Genomic DNA, 17,052 nt, shown 5'->3' on the forward strand with positions numbered 1-17,052 from the left:
CTAGGTGTCCGACCGGACACGTATCTCCCGTGGGTAGGAGACGCACTTGAGACCGTTCTACGCCGTCACCGGTGTGTGCCTCGCAGTGGCCCTGGCCGCGTCGGGATGCGCGATGCCGTCCGCCGCTGGTGACGGCGGGGAGGGTGGTGGCAGCGGCGGCGGGAGCGTCGGCGGCCGGGTCGTGCTGGCCGACTCGGCGCCGCTGGGCGAGTTCAACCCGGTCGCCGGCTACGGCTCCACCGGCGTCTCGCCGCTGTACGAGGGGCTGCTTCGCCCGGCGGCCGCGGACGATGAGACGCTGCCCGACCTCGTGCCCGCGCTGGCCGTGGCCGACCCGGTGGTCAGTGACGACGGGCTCACGTGGACCGTCCGGCTGCGCGAGGGCGTGCGGTTCCACGATGGCAGCGCGCTGGATTCCAGGGACGTCGCCGCCACCTACCGGGCGGTGGTCGATCCGGTGTCGGGCTCGCCGATCGCGTCGGACTACACGTCGATCGCCCGGATCGCGACGCCGGACCCGCTCACCGTGGAGTTCGGGCTCGACGCCCCGGACCCGGGGATGCCCGCGCGCCTGCTGCTGGGCATCGCCCCGTCCGAACTGCTCGCGCCGGGGCCGGCGGCGGAGTCCTCGCTCAACACCGCGCCCGTCGGCACCGGCCCCTACCGGCTCCAGCGCCTCTCCCCCGGCGAGGCCGTGCTGGTGGGCGATCCCGACCACCGCGACGGCGCCCCCGACGTCGACACCCTCGTCTTGCGATCGGTGCCCGACGAGAACGCCCGCGCCCAGATGATCGTCACCGGCGAGGTCGACGGCACCGTCCTGCCACCCGCACTGGCTGCCGGGCTGGCCGACCGCGACGGGCTGGAGCTGGTGTCGGTCAACAGCGCGGACTGGCGGGCCGTGGCCTTGCCCACCGCGCACCCGTTCACCGGCGACCCGGCGGTCCGGCGCGCGTTGTCGCTGGCCGTGGACCGCGAGTCGCTGGTCGAGCACGTCCTGGCCGGGCACGGTCGGCCCGCCACCTCGCCGATCACCGACGCCTACCCGGAGTTCGAACCGGTGGGCGTGGCCGGCGAGCAAGCCGACGCGGACCCGGCCGCGCGCCGGGCCGACGCGCGGGGCCAACTCGCGGAGGCCGGGTGGCGGCCCGGGCCGGACGGGGTGCTGGTCCGCGGGGGCTCCGCCGACAGGGCCGAGTTCGTGCTGGCCTATCCCGTCGCCGACTCGCAGCGCCGCGAACTCGCCTCGGCGGTGGCCGACCAGCTGCGCGAGGTGGGCGTGGCCGTGGAACTGTGGGGCGGGACGTGGGACGAGATCGAGGCCCGCGCTGGCGAGGTGGCGGTCCTGCTCGGCGGCGGCGACAACCCGTACACCGTCGACACCCAGGCCTACCGGACCCTGCACTCGCCGACCCCGCTGTCCGGACCGCTGGACAACCCCGGCGGCTATGGCGACGCGGACGTCGACCGCGCCCTCGACGCCGCCCGCCGCGCCGCCGACCCGGCCGAACGGACCCGCCTCTACCGGCAGGCCCAGCAGGCCTACTACCGCGACCCCGGGCACCTGTTCCTCGTGACGCTCGAACACACCTATCTCGTCCGCGACACAGGCCACACCGGCCCCGCCCCGATCCTCGAACCGCACTCCCACGGCGCGACCTGGGGACCGTGGTGGGCGGTCGCGCGCTGGACGGCCCGCCCGTGATCCGGCGACTGCGTGAACGGCGGGCCGAACTCGCCCGCGTCACGGTCCGCCGGGCGCTCGCCGCGCCGATCGTCGTGCTCGCCGTGACGCTGGCGGCGTTCGTCATGGCCGACACCTCACCACTCGACCCGCTGGCCGCCCACCTCGGCGACGGCTACGAACGCCTGACCGACGCCGAACGCTCGGCCGCCGCCACCGCCCTCGGCACCGATCGGCCCTGGTGGCAGGCCTGGACACAGTGGATCGCGGGACTGGCGACCGGCGACGCCGGCTACTCCCCCACCTACCGCCAACCGGTGCTCGACGTACTCACCGAGCGATTTCCGTGGACCGTGGGACTGTCTGCGGTGGGGCTGGGGATCACCCTCGTCGTCGTCGTCCTCTCCGGCCTCATCGCGGCGGCGCGCCCCCACGGCGCGGTCGACCGGGCGCTCGCCGGGGCGGCGGTCACGCTGAGTTCGATCCCGACGTTCGCGCTGGCCCTGGGCTCGGTGGCGGTGTTCTCGGTGGCGCTGGGGTGGCTGCCCGTCTCCGGCGCAGCCCCGCCCGGACAGGCGGCCACGGTGGGCGGCGTGGTGCGCTACGGCATTCTGCCCGCGCTCGTGCTGGCCGCCGGGCAGGTGCCGTGGATGCTGCTCGCGTTCCGGCGGGCGGTGCTCGACGCGGAGGCGTCGCCGGCCGTCGCCGAGGCGCGGGCCCGTGGACTCGGCGAATGGACCGTTCTGAGCAGGCACGTCGCACCCGTCGCGTGGGCGCCGCTTATCGCGCTGCTCGGCTCGCGGGTGCCCGAAGTGATGGTCGGATCGCTGGTCGTGGAGACCGTCTTCGCGTGGCCCGGGGTGGCGGCTGCGACCGTCGACGCCGCGCTCGGGGCCGACTTCGCGCTGCTCGCCGCGGTGACGGTGGCGGCGTCGCTCACCGTCCTGGTCGGCACGTGGCTCGCCGACTGCCTGCTGCTCGTCGCCGACCCGAGGGTGCGGATCGATGCGTGATCGGGCGGTGGGGCGGGTGGCTGGCCTGCGGGCGGCGGGCGGGGTGATGCTCGTGGCCGTGGTGGCGTTCGCCCTGGTGTGGCCCGCGATCGCGCCCGCCGATATGGCGTCGTCCGGGTACCTGTCAGCCGACCTGCCGCCGACGTGGGCGCACCCGATGGGCACCGACGGGCTGGGGCACGACCTGTCCGTCCGGGTGGCGCAGGCGCTGCGGGTGTCGCTCGCGGTCGCCGCGGGCGCCGCGGTGCTCGCCGGAGTGCTCGGGGTGGCGGTGGGCGCCGGAGCGGCGGCGTGCGGTGGCCGGGTCGACGCGGCACTCATGCGGTGCACCGACGCCGTCGCCGCCGTGCCGCACCTGCTCGCCACGGTCGTGGTTGTGGCGCTGTTCCGGGGCTCGCTCGCCGCCATCGTGGTGGCCCTGGCGCTGACGCACTGGCCGGCCGTCGCGCGGGTGGTGCGGGCCGAGGCGCAGCAGATCATGGCGTCGCAGTACGTCGCCGCCTCCCGCGTCGCCGGGGCGTCCCCGCTGCAGCTCGCGCGGTGGCACGTCCTGCCGGCCGTGGTCGGACAGGCCGGCCTCGCGATGGTGCTCATGATCCCGCACGCCGTGTGGCACGAGTCGACCCTGTCGTTCCTCGGCATCGGGATGCCGCCCGAACGGCCCAGCCTCGGCACACTGGTCGCGCTGTCCCAGTCCGGCCTCCTGCTCGGCCGGTGGTGGCCGCTGGCCTTCCCCACCGCCGCGCTCATCGCGGTGACCGTGGCGGTCGCGCTGCTGGGGCCCGGGACGCCGGGGCGCGGGTGGGTGCGGCGCGGGGTCCCCGTGGGTGACCACGCGCCCGGCGACCACCACCGCGACGACGACGAGGTGGGCACCAGCCGGGCGGTCCTGGCGGTGGGCGATCTCGTGGTGACGCACCGGGGCCCGGGCACGGTGACGGCCGTCGACGGGGTGTCCCTGCGGATCGCGCCGGGCCGGGTCGTGGCGATCATCGGGCCGTCGGGCGCCGGCAAGTCCAGCCTTCTCGACGCCTGCGCCGGGCTCACCCCTGCGCGCGCGATCACCGCAGGCCGGGTGCACCTGGGCCCAGGCGGATCGACCGGGCACGTACCCCAGTCCGCCGCGTCCGCGTTCACCCCGACCCGGCACCTGCGTGGGCAGCTCGAGGAGGGACTCGCCGTCGGGCGGCGGGGCCCCGGGGGCCGCCGCGCCCCTGACGTCGACGCCCTGTGCCGGCTCGCGGGGGTCGACCCCGCCCTGGCCGACCGGTACCCGCACCAGCTCTCCGGCGGGCAGCTGCGCCGGATGGCGATCGCGGCCGCGCTGAGCACGAACCCCACCGTCCTGCTCGCCGACGAACCCACCACCGGCCTGGACGCCGACCTGGCCCTTGCCGTCCTGACGACGCTGCGCCGACTGGCCGACGACACCGGGCTCGCAGTGCTACTCGTGACCCACGACCACGCCGCGATCGCGGAGAGTGGCGTCGCCGACGAGGTACTCGAGATGCGTGGCGGGCGGCTCCGGCCGGTCGCGGAATTGGTGTCGTCATGACGCTGTCCGCACGCGGGGTCGCCTTCCGGCACGCCGGACCCGACGGATTCGCGTTGCCGCCGACCGACCTGACCGTGCGCGGGGGCCGGGTCACCGCGCTCGTGGGGCCCTCCGGAAGCGGCAAGACCACCCTCGCGCACCTGCTCGCCGGACTGCTGGCCCCCACCGCCGGGACGGTGACGGTGACGGACGAACCCGGCGCGCTGACCGACGGCCCGGGTGTGCGGGAGGTGCGGCGCCGGCGCGGCCGACTGCCCGGGCACACGGCGCTGCTGGATCAGGACCCGATGGCGTCGGCGGACCCCCGGATGACTCTCCGCCGGATGATCGCGCTCCCCGGACGGCTGCGCGGGAGCCCGGTGGACGTGGACGCGCTCGCCCGGGAGGTCGGACTGGACCCCGGCCTACTCGACCGACGGCCCGAACAGGTCTCCGGCGGACAACTCCACCGCGCCTGCCTCGCCCGGGCGCTGGCCCAACGGCCGCGCTACCTGATCGCCGACGAGCCCACCGCGCATCTGGACCCCGAGAGCACGAACGCGATCGCGGGCGTCCTGCGGGCCCGCGCCGACGGGGGGCTCGGCGTCCTCGCGATCACCCATGATCAGCGGCTCGCGGCCGACTGGGCCGACGTCGTCCACACGATGGGCGACGCCGCCGGGAGCTAGTTCAGCCCGGCGTAGGAGTGCAGGCCCGAGACCACGATGTTGATGAAGAACAGGTTGAACACCAGCACAGCGAAGCCGGCGATGTTGATCCACGCCGCCTTCTTGGGGCCCCAGCCGCTGGTCGCACGGGCGTGCAGGTAGCCCGCGTAGAGCACCCAGGAGATGAACGACACCGTCTCCTTGGGGTCCCAGCCCCAGAAGCGGCCCCACGCGCTCTCGGCCCACACGGCGCCGAGCAGGATGCCCACGCCGAAGACCGGGAAGCCGATGACCGTGGTGCGGTACGCCAGGCGGTCGAGAGTCTCGGCTGCCGGCAGTGGACGGGCCAGGCGGGCGCCCCACCCGTGCTCCTGCCCCTGCGGCTGCCACACGCGGATGAGGTACATGATCGACACGACACCGGGGATGAGCAGGATGCCCGAGCCCAGCGCGATGATCGACACGTGGATCGGCAGCCAGTACGAGCGCAGCGCCGGCACCACGGGAGCGGCATCCGAGTACAGGTGGGTCCCGCCGAAGAACAGCAGCACCAGGATCGGCACCAGCAGATACGGCCACACCACCTGCAGTGCGGGCTTGCGCAGCCAGATCAGCCCCGCCGCCACCGCCAACAGCGTGCTGCCCAGGATGAACTCGTACATGTTGCCCCACGGGAACCGCTCCGTGGACAGCCCCCGCAGCACGAGCGACGCGGCGTGGAACACGAACCCGAGCACCACGAACAGCTGCGCGATCCGCGCCCAGCGCACGTTGCCGGCCGAGGCCCGCTCCTCGTCGCCGGTGTCGGTGAGGGACCGCGACTCGGTCAGCCCGGTCCCGCCGGCCGTGACCAGCTCCTTCTCCGAGACCTTGGCCACGCGGAAACCCGCGTAGTAGATCAGCGACGCGATCAGCGCCAGTACATAGATCCCGAAGGCCGTCCGGAACGCCAGGTCCGAGTAGGTGGCCAGCGTCTCGTCGATGGGCAGGCCCTGTGCGAGGGTCGAAGTGATCACCGGGTGTCGTCCTTCCGCGCAGCGTCGGCGGCGGTACCGCGACTAGTTGAAGTGTGGCCCGTGTCGGCCTCACCCGGCAACACGGGTGTGACAGTCGCCGCCGAGACCAGCCGGTCCCGGAGCTCGTCGAACTCGCTCCCCCAGCCCGATCGGTCCGTCTTGGCCAGGCCACCCAGATCGACACGGGTGACCTCGTCGTCGTCGACACTCACCCGCGCCCAGATCCTCCGGCGCCGCACCATCAGGCTGAGCACCAGGCCCGCCATCATCACGGCGGCGGACACTCCGACCCAGATCTGCGTGGGGTCGGAGGAGACCTGGATGTTGACGAACTCCTCGGCGCCGTCGAACCGCACCTCGGTGCCGTCGGGGAGGGTGGTGGATTCGCCGGGCTTGAGGTTGACGCGGGCCTCGCGCTTGAGCGCGCCGGACTCGATGAGGTCCGGCTCGAGCGAGAAGACCGACTGCGGGCGGCCCGTGTCCAGGCCGGCGTCCCCGCGGTAGACGTCGATCGCCACCGCCGGGTCGTCCATGCGCGGGAACCGCGAGCTCAGCAGGGTGCCGTCGAACTGGGCGGTCGGCGCGAACAGGCCCTGGATGGCGATCTGCTGCGTCCGCCGCTCGGCCAGATCGGGGTACATGCCAGCGGGCGGGTCGAAGCGCATGATGCCCGAGGACAGGAACGTCTGCAGCTCGGTCGGTGACCAGTGCTGGGTGTCCGTGCGGGTCTCGCCGTTCGGGAACGTCACCGTGAACGTCGGCGCGAAGCCGTGACCCTGCAGGTAGACGCGCGTGGAGCCGATGCGCAGCGGGTGGTTGACCCGCATCTCGAACGGCTCCCACGTGTCGGGGTCGGTCGTGGTGACCTCCTCCGTGTACCGCACGTTCGAGGTGAACATCTCGGCCTGACCGTTGGGCAGGTAGTCGGCGCGGAAGTCGGAGACCTTGATGCAGAACTGCTCGAGGTCCGTGCCGTCCACCAGCAGTCCAGCGCGGAACGAGTCGTACGCGCTGGGCGTGGTGTTGCAGAACGCCGGCGACTCCTCGTTGGCGACGATGACGCGCATGCCCTCGGCGTAGACGAACTTGCCGGCCGCGAACATGACGAGCAGCGCGAGCAGGCCGAAGTGGAAGACGATGTTGCCGACCTCCCGCGAGTAGCCGCGCTCGGTGGACAGCTCGATGGTGCCGGGGACGCGGCCGTCGCCGTCGTTGCGGCGGACCCGGCCCTTGAGCTCGCGACGGATCTGGGCCGCGGCCTGCTCCGGCGTGGCCGTGGTCCGGTATGCGGCGTGGTGCGGCAGGCGGGACAGGTTGCGCGGGGTCAGCGGCGGGGGCGTGCGCAGCTGGCGGACCAGCTCGAAGCAACGCGGGGTGAGGCAGCCGACCAGCGAGACGAACAGCAGGACGTAGATGGCGGTGAACCACCAGCTGCTGAAGACGTCGAACAGTTGGAGCTTGTCGTAGGTTTCGCCCAGCCAGCCGTTCTCGGCGATGTACTCGTTGACGTTGCCCTCGTTGAGGCTGCGCTGTGGCAGGAGCGCGCCCGGGATGGCGGCGACGGCCAAGAGGAACAGCAGGATCAGCGCCGTGCGCATGGCGGTGAGGGTGCGCCACGCGTTGCGGAGGAACGCGGTGACGGCAGCGGTTCTGGGCATGGGGTCCATCTGCGGGTCGCGGCGCGCCGAGGCGGCTCGGGGCGTGGCTCGGCGCCGGTCTCACCCAGGCTAGTTGGGCGAACCTGAGCGGATCCTGGCAGGGTGGGGCCAACTGCGGGGAGGTCGCGCCGGGTGTGGCGGGGGTCTCCGCCCGGCCGCCGGAGCCTCCCCCGCCGCGGGGGTTCCTGGCCGGTCGGGGCCGTCACCACCGATAGTCGAGAAACTTCCCGTCCAACGTGATCACCACCCGGTCGCCGTCGGGGTCGGCGCGACGGTTGATGTCGACCGTGAAGTTGATCGCGCTCATGATCCCGTCTCCGAACTCCTCGTGGATCAGCGCCTTGAGCGCCGGGCCGTACACCGACACCGCCTCGGTCAACCGATAGATCGTCGGATCGGCCATCACCTCTGCCGGCGTTCCGCGGCTCGGCTGCAGGGCGAGGCTCTCCGCCACGGCGTCGTCGAGGCCGAGGAGGTCGCACACCGCCCGTGCCTGCTCGGTTGACATCGGGTGCTGGCCGAGTAGCGCCGCGGTGGTCCATACCAGCGGGGTCCCCAGATGCTCGGCCAGGTCGGCCCAGGTGCGGCCCTGGCGGATGCGGGCGGAGTCCACGAGCGTCGCGGCCTCGTGCCTGGACATGATGGGGGTCATCGAACGGATCCTCTCGGTGGGCGAGTCGGTGGGCGGGCTGGCTGGCGGTCGGGCGTGCCCGCGGGGTCAGACCGCGGCCGGCTCTGTGGTCGGGCGCTCGGTGGTCGCGCGCTCGGTGGCGGCTCGCTCGGTCGTCGCGCGCTCGGTGGCGGTGTCCGGAGCACCGACCGTTGCCGTGTCCGTGTCAGGAGACGACGTCCGCCGGGCCTTGGTGCGCGCGTGGGTGACGTAGAGGGTCAGTCCCACGAACAGCAGCCCGCCCACGAGGTTGCCGGCGACGGTCGGGATCTCGTTCCACACGAGGTAGTCGCCGAGGGAGAAGTCGCCGCCCAGCATCAGTCCGGTCGGGAACAGGAACATGTTGACCACGGAGTGCTCGAAGCCCATGTAGAAGAACAGCATCACCGGCATCCACATGGTCAGTGCCTTGCCGCTGACGCTGGTGGACATCATGGCGGCGACCACGCCGGTGGAGACCATCCAGTTGCACAGCACGCCGCGGAAGAACAGTGTCAGCATCCCGGCTGCACCGTGTTCGGCGTAGCCCAGCGTCCGGGATTCACCGATCTCGCCGAGCCGCTGGCCCACCTCGTCCGGGGCGACGTTGAACCCGTAGGTGGTGATGAACGCGATGAGGAACGCCACGGTCAGCGCGCCGGCGAAGTTGCCGACGAAGACCAGTCCCCAGTTGCGCAGCATGCCCCCGACCGTGACGCCGCGGCGCTTGTCGAGCAGGGCCAGTGGCACGAGGGTGAACACGCCTGTGAGCAGGTCGAAGCCCAGCAGGTACAGGAGGATGAAGCCGACCGGGAACAGCACTGCTCCGAGGAGTGCACTGCCGGTCTGGACGGTGACGGTGACGGCGAATGCCGCCGCGAGCGCGAGGATCGCGCCGGCCATGAATCCGCGGATGAGTGTGTCGCGGGTGGACATGTGGACCTTCTTCGCCCCGGCGTCGATCATCGCGCGGGTGAAGTCCTGGGGTTGGACGTAGGACACGGGTGCCTCCAGCTGTGCGGCGGTGGTGGTCGTACCGCGCCAAGTCTGGGAGGTCTGTGTGTCTGGTTGGTGACCCCACTGTGCGGGCTGGTTACCCTTTGCTCACCGCGCGGGGGATCGCCCGTGAGGCCGGCGCCGCTCGGGCGGACACGCGGGCCGGCAGCGCCGGTGTTCCCAGGTCGGCGCCTTGGGTCGCATCCTCGCCTGCCGCTCGCGTTGCTTAGTGCCGGCCCGCACCCCCGCCGGTGTAGTCGCGGCCGATCACGCGCCCCCGGAACGGTTCGGGCTGGTCCGACCGCACGGCCAAGGTTGCGTCTTCCACGGGTGCGCGGCCCAGCACCGCGGGCGCGACCTTGACCGGATCGCCGATGATCGCCGTGGTGTTGGTGGCGTTGGTCAGGTAGCTCGCGGGGGTGTGGCCGCGGCGGTCGTTGTTCTGCCCGGCCCCTGCCGCGCCCATCACTCCACCCATCGGCATTGCCCCAGCTCGCCCGGCGTGTGCCGCACTTGGTGACGACGACGAAAACGCCCCTGCACCCGGTCCCGCGGCACCTGCGCCTGCCGAACCGGCCCCGGGAGCTCCTGCGGCCGGGCCGCCGCCACCGAATCCGGCCAGGGTGCCGGCGCCACCCATGCGTGAGGCTCCTGCACCTGCGGCCGCAGCCCCGCCGCCGCCGACCAGCCCGGCTGTCGAGCCGAACCCGCGATCCCGATTGCGGTTGCTGTCGCCGACGGTTCCGCCTCGGATCCCACGGATCCCGGCCGCGCCGCCGGCTCCGGCGCCAGCGCCGGTCTGCTGACCGTGTGCGCCCGGTATCGGCGCGAACGGCGCCCCCGCTGCGGTCGTCGTGGCGTTGACACCACTTCCCGCCCCTGCCTGTCCCGCTGACGGCGCTGCCGCTCCTCCCCCGTCGGCGGCGCCTGCCCTCGCAGCCAGGAGAGCTTGCTCAGTGGCGGCATCCACGGCTGCGGTGGGAGTGCTCGTCGTCGTCATCCCCGGCGCTGCGCCGCCCGCGGTCCCGGCGGCCACCTGCGCCTCGTTGCCCGCTCCGCTCGCACCACCCGTGAGGGCGGCGATTGCGGCAGCGCTCGGCGCCGCCGGCTGGGCCGGCCGCGGGATGCCATCGGTGTTCCAGACGCTCGCCATGTCGATGCCGCTGGGCCCGGCCAGCGCCGAGGTCGACACCACCCGGTACGCGGCGGTGAAGTCGAGGTCATCGAGGTTCGCGTCCATGACTGCGGGGCTGTACTCGGTGTTGACGATCGCCCTGGCCTGCTCCTCCGCCGCCGCCATTCGGGCCCGCGACTCCGCAGCGGCGCTCAGCCCCGCAGGTCCGTGCTCCTGGCCGGAGAGCTGCGCGATCTTGGCTTGCGCTGCCTGCTCGGCGACGTTGGTGCGAGTGGTGACGAACCCGTCGTGCGCGCGCCTGGCCTTGGCTGCGACCTGCTCCAACTCCCCTGACAAAGCGAACGCCGAGTTCACCAGGCCCGTCACCGAGTCCTGCGCACTCGACGCGAATTCCCCCTGCCAGCTGCTACCGAGGATGTTGTTGAGGTCGCTGTTGAGCTGTTCCGCAGCTGAGTTCAGTGCCTCCGAGACTCTGGTGGCCCGCTCATCGATGTCGCTGAACTGGCTCGGCTGCAGCCCTTCGGCACATTGTGCGATGCGCTCCAGCGGCGAATTGGACACATCCTCCGGCCCCACTCGCCCGTAGGCGCCCATGACGCACATGTCCTGGAGTGCGAAGACGTCCGATTCGCTTGCGTGGATCAGCCCCAGGCTCTGCAGCCCGGCAGGTTCCTCAGCCGCCTTCGACAACGCCCCCGCCAACGCTTCATCCTGCGCCTCGATAAGGCCTCCGGCGGCGGCGAACAAGGCGGACATCGCTCGGGCTTGGTCCACAAACCCGTTCAATAGCGTCCGCAGATCCTCGTAGGCGAACAGCGAATAGACCGTCCCTATCTGGCGAGCAGTATTAAACGCGCCAGATTGGCTTTCTGTCGAATCCATCAAATCGAAGTTGAAAGTGGCCCTAATCGAATTGGCAAATATGTCGCATATAACCATGCAAGCTCGGGCGATATCGGACTCAAGGTGAACAAGCATCAAATATCCCCCTCCGGGATATAAGGCATGATCGGCACTATCGCCTCGTCAAGCGCATCACACGCCTTAACAAACTTCGCTCCGCGAAAGCTGCCTAGACCGGTAACTATGTCCAACTTGATCCAGACAGCCCCACTCTCTGTGAAGAAGAGTTGCAGGCAAGTACTATCAGTCTGATCTCCGGATTCCACCATCCGGAGTCCTCGGTCGTCCTGCACAGCTCGGCTATCGGTCACCCTCACTAAGCTCTGATCGGCCATATAGTCTGAGCGAGACTTCCAAGAGGATGCCGCGGTTACGTGCACTTCCTCGTTTATCCACCCACATCCCATAAGACGACCCGGACGGTGTCGGGTGAGGCTCTCACTGAGCTCGACAGCTTTCCCAACCCCCTCTTCGATAGCTTCGATCGGGATCTCGGCACACGGGTCGAACAGGGCGGGCCTCTGCTCGATCGGCAGATCCCAGGGATTGCCCGGCTCCTCGGCAGCGGCTGGGCTCGTCGTCGTCGACTTATCTTCTCCCCCGTCAGCCGACGCGCACCCGGACAGCACCACACCGGCGGCCACCACCGCGGCTACGAACGCTCTACTTTTCCCCACAATCTGTACGACGGGCCGAGCCGTCGAACGGTTCCCCCGACCTGAGGTTCGCGGCGCCAAATCGCGTCGCCGCAGGTCGGAAGGGGCGTCGTCAGGTCGGTAGGCGCTCACGATCAGAGATCATCCCAGTCGTCACCGGCCGACGGGTGGGTCATCACAGTGCCGGGCCCAGAGATTTCTGTGCCGGGTATGGAACCGAACGGTGGGCTCGCGACGTCGTACCTGGTGACGGACAAGCTGCAGGAAGGGCGAGGCGTGAGCTACACGATCGGGCAGATCAGTCGCTGGGACACCACCGCGCTGACCGCCGCCGGGGACGCCATTGCCCCCCGTCGTGCCACTGCAGAAGGGTTACGGACATCCTTGGCCGACGGGCGGGACACGCTTTCCGAGGGCTGGTCCGGCGTCGCAGCAGACGCGGTCCTCGACGCGGCAGAGACCGAGAAGTCGCACGTCACAAAGCTCGTGGGCGGGCTCGAGGACCTCACCGACGCCCTGACCCGAGCCGAAGCAGCGCTGCAACCCGCAGTCCAAACGGTACGCGACCGAGTCCGGGACGCCGTCAGTGCCGGACTGGTCGTCGGCCAAGACTCCGTCGGCCCCGCACCAGGCCGCGACGACATCACCCAGGACACCGTCAACGCCCATACCGAAACGATCCGCATGGCCCTGGACACCGTGCGGTCGCTCGACGAGCACTACGGTCGCGAGATCGACCTCGTGGCCACCCGGATCCACGATGCGATCCCGCCAGAAGTCGACCGGCGACCGATACCGGGGCCAGAGCATTCATGGTTTGCAGCAGTCGACGCCGTGACCGGCGCGGCCGGCTACGGGTTCCCCATATCGGCCGACGAGCTGGACCCCGAAACTCGTGGAAAACACAAGCTCAACCCTGTTGCGGACGCCCCCGGGAAGGCGTGGGCTGGCGTCCTACGCGGCCTCGGCAGAGCGGCCGGCCCTGCCGGCGCAGCCGTCACCGTCTACGACGGCGTCGAGGGATACGCGACAGGCGAAACCACTGCTGGAGAAGCGTCCATGGAGACGGCGGGCGCTCTCATCGGTGGCACCACCAGCGGCATGGGGATCGGGGCCATGGCCGGCGGTGCCATCGGTCCACTCGGCGCGATTCTGGGCGCTGGGATCGGCGCAGCCGTGGGCAGCTACTTGGGAAAGAAGGGTGGAAGTGCGGTGTTCGACCGATACTTCGCCCCGTGACTAGAAGGAACCGAATGGACGACGACAAACCTGACGATGGCCGCAAAATCCGATGGGTCTGGTTGAGACCGCTGACCTGGGCTGACTTCAAACACAACATCCGCCTCATGGTGGACAACGACCCCTCGGTCCTCGTTCAAATTTTCGGAAGTCTGGCGGTTATCGGCGGAGTGATCATCTGGGGCGAGTTCTTTGCCTGATTGGAGGTCAGCGGCGCCGGCTCGGATCACTCGTCGAGAAGATCTCTGCAATCCTCTTCGGTCGATTGCTCGAGGCACTCCATCCAGCGAACCTGGTCGTCAACCCAGGGATGCCGCGGTTCCTGTCCGACATCCTGACGCCACACGTAGTTGTCGCACAGGATCGCAACGCCACTGGCGTCGACCGCCCTGCGGCCGATATCCGCTCCCATGCACTGCGCACCGAGGCGTGGCCCCGACTGCCGCATCGCCTCCTCGACTGCCGGATTCGGCGCCAACTGCGGGTCACGCGACCACGCGGCACCGTCGGTGTACTGCAAACGGGCGCAGTAGGCGGTCACGCCGTCAGCGAAGACGGCCAACGCACCGCGGGGCCCGCACTCAGCACCCTCGGTCACGATCGCCGGGGTCGGCGCAGCAGGACTGTGGGGTGTCTCGTAGAGCGGTGTGGAGGTCGGTGTTGCGATCTCCTGCGAGGTGGCCTTTTCGGCCGTGGTCACAGTAAATGCCGACGAAGTGGCGGATGTGGGCGCCAGCCCCGGCGCATCATCGGCACCTCCTCCGAAGTCGCCGCACCCGGACACAACGATGAGCACTGCCGTCAGCACACCGGTCACTCTCACTCGCTCCGCGGCCACGTTCATGTGATCAGTATTGACACCGTCATCGTGGTGGGAGGCCTCTTGCACAAACCAGTTCGCGCAGTCCCCCGCAAGGCCAGCTGAGCCCGGAGGCAATCGGGCGAGTAGTCCGCGAGCACTCGGCGGTGATGGCATCGGCGTTCCCCTTTCGCCGGCGCGAACTGGGACGACGCGTTCGTGTCGTACCCGGGTGATCTAATCGAACACATGAGCGACACCGGGATGGGAGCCACGGCCAGCAGTGAGCTGAGCGCCATGCTGTCCGCGCTCGATTCCCACCTTGAGCGCGACTGGACGGGAGTGTCACCGGCGGAGCTGCATGCCGAACTGGTCGCCCTCGAACAGGCACAACGCCGCATCCGGGCCACGCAGGCCCGTGTCCTGGCCGCCGCCCGCACCTCGGGTACCGCCCGGCAGATCGGGTTCGTCAACGAGCGACAGATGCTCACCGGCGGCCTGGGCCTGGCCCCCGGGGAAGCGCGCGGCCGACTCGACGACTCCGCCATCGCCGACACCGCCCGCATGCGCGCCACCGCCGCCGGCGCCCTGTCCGCCGGACACCTCAGGATCATCAACACCGCCCTGGCCGCCCTGCCCGACGACTACGACGACGAGGCGCGCGCACACCTGGAAGCGCAGCTGATCGCCCTGGCCGCCGACCAGTGCACGACCCGCCGCCTCCAGGAACACGCGCACCGACTCCTGGACGCTGCCGATCCGGGGCGCACCGAGCGCGGCGCGGCAGAGCGAGCCCGCCGCCGCTCGGTCACGTGCGGCGGCCAGGGACTGGACCTGATGGCCCGTGCGGCGATGACCATGGACCCGCAACTGGCCGCGCTGATGCGCGAAGTCCACGCCCGCTGGGGCCAGCCCGGCCGCCTGTGGCCTGCCCCCGAGGAGAAGGACACCCGCACCGACGGTCAACGCATGCACGACGCGCTCGTCCACGCCCTGACCCTGGCCCTGTCCGCAGATGCCGCCAAAACCGGCGCACCGGCGGCGATCGTTGTCCGCGTGGACCTCGACCAGCTCGCCACGCTCGCCGGCTGCGGCGAGACCGACGGCGGGATCCGCGTGCCCGTGCCGCAGGCGCTGGCCATGGCCCGCGGCAACCACTGGTTCCTGGCCCTGTGCGACAAGGAGATCGACCTGCGACTGTTCCGCAGTCGCCGCACCGCCTCCCGCTACCAACGCCTGGCCCTGTTCGCCGCGTATGGAGGCTGCACACACCCCGACTGCGACCAGGACGCCCGACACTGCGAAGCCCACCACGCGGGCAGACCCTGGGCCGCCGGAGGCCTCACCAACATCGATGAACTCGCCCTGGCCAGCGGCGACTGCCACGCGATGATCCACGACACCGGCTGGTCCACCATCCCCGACCCGCGGGCGCCCCAGGGCGTCAGGTGGATCCCACCCGCCGGAACCCCCCGCGCGGCCGACGCGCCACGGCCCAAACCCGGACCACCACCACCGTCACCACTCGAAGCGCCGATACTTCCGTTCGCGCTCCTCCACGACCTCGACGCCGCGATCACGCGACGCCACGACGCAGTCCGGGAGGCGGCGTGATGACGCCCGGCGTGGGTGGGTCAGATAGGCAGCGTGGTGTCCGAGATGGCGAAGTCGCGCAGCCAGTCGATGAACAGCGCCCACCCGCCGGACAGCAGCAGCAGGCCCACGATGATGAGCATGACGCCGCCGAACACCTGAATGGTCCGGGTGTGCTTCTGCAGCCAGCCGACGGTCCGCATCGCCCAGGTGGAGCCGAACGCCACGATGATGAACGGAAGGCCCAGGCCGAGGCAGTAGGCGACGATCAGCAGCACTCCGCGCGCCGCGTCGACCCCGGTGCCCGCAGCGACCGAGAGCGCGGCAGCCAGGGTCGGACCCAGACACGGGGTCCAGCCCAGGGCGAACACGGCGCCGAGCATCGGGGCGCCGATCCAGGTGGACAGCGACTTAGGCTGCATGCGGGTGTCCCGCTGCAGAGTGGGAACGAGGCCGATGAAGACGAGCCCCATGAGGATCGTCACCACGCCCCCGAGACGCTGCAGCAGCTCCTGCTGGGGTGCCAGGTACTGCACGGTGCCCAGCACCATGGCGCTGAGCATCACGAAGACCACGGTGAATCCGCCAACGAACAACAGCGACGCGCCCACCACACGGGCGCGCGAGGACCGTCGGGTGCGGCGCTCCTCCATCGTGAGCGTGGCGGTGGCGGCGCGTTGGCGTTCGGCGGCGGCAGCAGTAGCCGGCGGACGCTCGGCGCCCACGACGCTGGCGAGGTACGCCAGATAACCGGGCACCAGCGGGATCACGCACGGCGAGGCGAACGACACGAGTCCTGCCAGGATGCACGCGCCCAATGCGAGCAGGATCGGGCCGCTGGCCACGGTCTGCTGGAACGTCTCCCCCACGCTCTGCGCGAGCAGGATCGTCTCCGGGTTCACGTCTGGTCGACCTCCTCGGCGAGGAGCTCGCTGACTGTCTCGCGCAGCTCGTCGTCGGTGATCTCGGCCAGGTACACGGCGGCCACCCGGTGCTGCTTGTCGAGGATGATCGTCGCCGGCACCACGGACGTCGGGAAGCCACGCAGCGCGGCGACCGCAGCATTACTGGGATCCCAGATCGAGGGGAACGTGATGCCGTTGTCCTTGACGAAGTCCACCGGCTTCTGCCGGTTGGGGTCGCGCAGGTTGATGCCGAACACGGTGGCACCCTGGGGCTCGAATTCCTCCTGCAGGCGCTGCAGGTCGTCGGACTCGGCCCGGCACGGTCCGCACCACTGGCCCCACAGGTTGAGGATCACCACCTCACCGGCGAAGTCCTCCTGCACGGTGAGGGTGCGGTCCGGGTCGAGCAGGTCGGGACCGGTGAGCGTGGCGACGGGCTTGCGCTCGGCCGGGGGGTCGTAGTGGATCTCGATCTGCCCGTCGGGACTGACGAACTCGAACGTCTCCGGGCCCACCACCACGGCGTCGTCGCCGGTCGCACAGCCGCCGACGAGGGCGCCGGTCACCAGCAGCGCGCCGAGGGCGGCCTTGGGCTTGCGCATGA

16 protein-coding genes are annotated in these 17,052 nt (G+C 70.8%); 7 read left to right on the forward strand and 9 right to left on the reverse strand.

Annotated elements, in window-relative coordinates; all coding sequences use genetic code 11:
* Window positions 1-46 precede the first annotated feature (46 nt).
* Genes OVA21_RS12785 through OVA21_RS12800 form a run of 4 tightly spaced genes read left to right on the forward strand, consistent with a single transcriptional unit; the run spans window position 47 to window position 4,920 of the window.
* Window positions 47-1,705 (forward strand): ABC transporter substrate-binding protein, encoded by a 1,659-nt coding sequence (locus OVA21_RS12785; protein WP_268092549.1) that lies wholly within the window; start codon window positions 47-49, stop codon window positions 1,703-1,705.
* A complete protein-coding gene (locus tag OVA21_RS12790) occupies window positions 1,702-2,697 on the forward strand; it encodes an ABC transporter permease (RefSeq protein ID WP_268092550.1) in 996 nt (331 codons plus the stop codon). The genes OVA21_RS12785 and OVA21_RS12790 overlap by 4 nt, the downstream gene beginning before the upstream one ends.
* The gene (locus OVA21_RS12795) at window positions 2,690-4,252 is read left to right on the forward strand and encodes an ATP-binding cassette domain-containing protein (RefSeq protein WP_268092551.1); all 1,563 of its coding nucleotides are present in this window, start codon (window positions 2,690-2,692) and stop codon (window positions 4,250-4,252) included. Before OVA21_RS12790 ends, OVA21_RS12795 begins: the two co-directional genes overlap by 8 nt.
* Window positions 4,249-4,920, forward strand: a complete 672-nt coding sequence (locus tag OVA21_RS12800) for an ATP-binding cassette domain-containing protein (protein WP_268092552.1) — start codon at window positions 4,249-4,251, stop codon at window positions 4,918-4,920. The genes OVA21_RS12795 and OVA21_RS12800 overlap by 4 nt, the downstream gene beginning before the upstream one ends.
* Here OVA21_RS12800 and ccsB read toward each other — a convergent pair.
* The 6 genes from ccsB to OVA21_RS12830 all read right to left on the reverse strand — a co-directional run bounded on the left by ccsB (window position 4,917) and on the right by OVA21_RS12830 (window position 11,900).
* On the reverse strand, window positions 4,917-5,915 hold the full coding sequence (gene ccsB / locus OVA21_RS12805) for a c-type cytochrome biogenesis protein CcsB (RefSeq protein WP_067713592.1): 999 nt from the start codon (window positions 5,913-5,915) through the stop codon (window positions 4,917-4,919). The genes OVA21_RS12800 and ccsB overlap by 4 nt on opposite strands.
* Window positions 5,912-7,573, reverse strand: coding sequence for a cytochrome c biogenesis protein ResB (gene resB / locus OVA21_RS12810; RefSeq protein ID WP_268092553.1), 1,662 nt, complete (start codon window positions 7,571-7,573; stop codon window positions 5,912-5,914). The genes ccsB and resB overlap by 4 nt, the downstream gene beginning before the upstream one ends.
* 202 nt (window positions 7,574-7,775) lie before the next feature.
* Window positions 7,776-8,225 carry a cyanase gene (cynS, locus tag OVA21_RS12815; protein WP_268092554.1) on the reverse strand — a complete coding sequence of 150 codons (450 nt, stop codon included), beginning with the start codon at window positions 8,223-8,225 and terminating at the stop codon, window positions 7,776-7,778.
* 66 nt (window positions 8,226-8,291) lie between these two features.
* Window positions 8,292-9,224 (reverse strand): formate/nitrite transporter family protein, encoded by a 933-nt coding sequence (locus OVA21_RS12820; RefSeq protein WP_256821192.1) that lies wholly within the window; start codon window positions 9,222-9,224, stop codon window positions 8,292-8,294.
* Between the two features lie 220 nt (window positions 9,225-9,444).
* The gene (locus tag OVA21_RS12825) at window positions 9,445-11,331 is read right to left on the reverse strand and encodes a hypothetical protein (protein WP_268092555.1); all 1,887 of its coding nucleotides are present in this window, start codon (window positions 11,329-11,331) and stop codon (window positions 9,445-9,447) included.
* Complete coding sequence (locus tag OVA21_RS12830; RefSeq protein WP_268092556.1) at window positions 11,331-11,900, reverse strand: DUF3558 family protein; 570 nt, start codon at window positions 11,898-11,900, stop codon at window positions 11,331-11,333. The genes OVA21_RS12825 and OVA21_RS12830 overlap by 1 nt, the downstream gene beginning before the upstream one ends.
* 288 nt (window positions 11,901-12,188) lie before the next feature.
* On the opposite strand from OVA21_RS12830, the gene OVA21_RS12835 reads away from it, so the two are divergent.
* Together OVA21_RS12835 and OVA21_RS12840 are read left to right on the forward strand one after the other, a co-directional pair.
* Window positions 12,189-13,151 (forward strand): WXG100 family type VII secretion target, encoded by a 963-nt coding sequence (locus OVA21_RS12835; protein WP_268092557.1) that lies wholly within the window; start codon window positions 12,189-12,191, stop codon window positions 13,149-13,151.
* 14 nt (window positions 13,152-13,165) lie between these two features.
* Window positions 13,166-13,351: a hypothetical protein gene (locus OVA21_RS12840; protein ID WP_206472715.1), complete on the forward strand. Its 186-nt coding sequence runs from the start codon at window positions 13,166-13,168 to the stop codon at window positions 13,349-13,351.
* A gap of 26 nt (window positions 13,352-13,377) precedes the next feature.
* Here OVA21_RS12840 and OVA21_RS12845 read toward each other — a convergent pair whose 3' ends face one another.
* Complete coding sequence (locus tag OVA21_RS12845) at window positions 13,378-13,995, reverse strand: hypothetical protein (RefSeq protein WP_268092558.1); 618 nt, start codon at window positions 13,993-13,995, stop codon at window positions 13,378-13,380.
* Between the two features lie 204 nt (window positions 13,996-14,199).
* Here OVA21_RS12845 and OVA21_RS12850 point away from each other — a divergent pair, with 204 nt between their 5' ends.
* On the forward strand, window positions 14,200-15,564 hold the full coding sequence (locus OVA21_RS12850) for an HNH endonuclease signature motif containing protein (protein ID WP_268092559.1): 1,365 nt from the start codon (window positions 14,200-14,202) through the stop codon (window positions 15,562-15,564).
* Between the two features lie 20 nt (window positions 15,565-15,584).
* Here OVA21_RS12850 and OVA21_RS12855 read toward each other — a convergent pair whose 3' ends face one another.
* A complete protein-coding gene (locus OVA21_RS12855) occupies window positions 15,585-16,445 on the reverse strand; it encodes a cytochrome c biogenesis CcdA family protein (RefSeq protein ID WP_163376369.1) in 861 nt (286 codons plus the stop codon).
* Window positions 16,442-17,050 carry a TlpA disulfide reductase family protein gene (locus tag OVA21_RS12860; protein ID WP_120286037.1) on the reverse strand — a complete coding sequence of 203 codons (609 nt, stop codon included), beginning with the start codon at window positions 17,048-17,050 and terminating at the stop codon, window positions 16,442-16,444. Before OVA21_RS12860 ends, OVA21_RS12855 begins: the two co-directional genes overlap by 4 nt.
* Between the last annotated feature and the right edge of the window lie 2 nt (window positions 17,051-17,052).

It is taken from the genome of Dietzia sp. SL131 (genome assembly GCF_026672565.1).
In the GTDB taxonomy this organism is placed as follows: domain Bacteria; phylum Actinomycetota; class Actinomycetes; order Mycobacteriales; family Mycobacteriaceae; genus Dietzia; species Dietzia kunjamensis.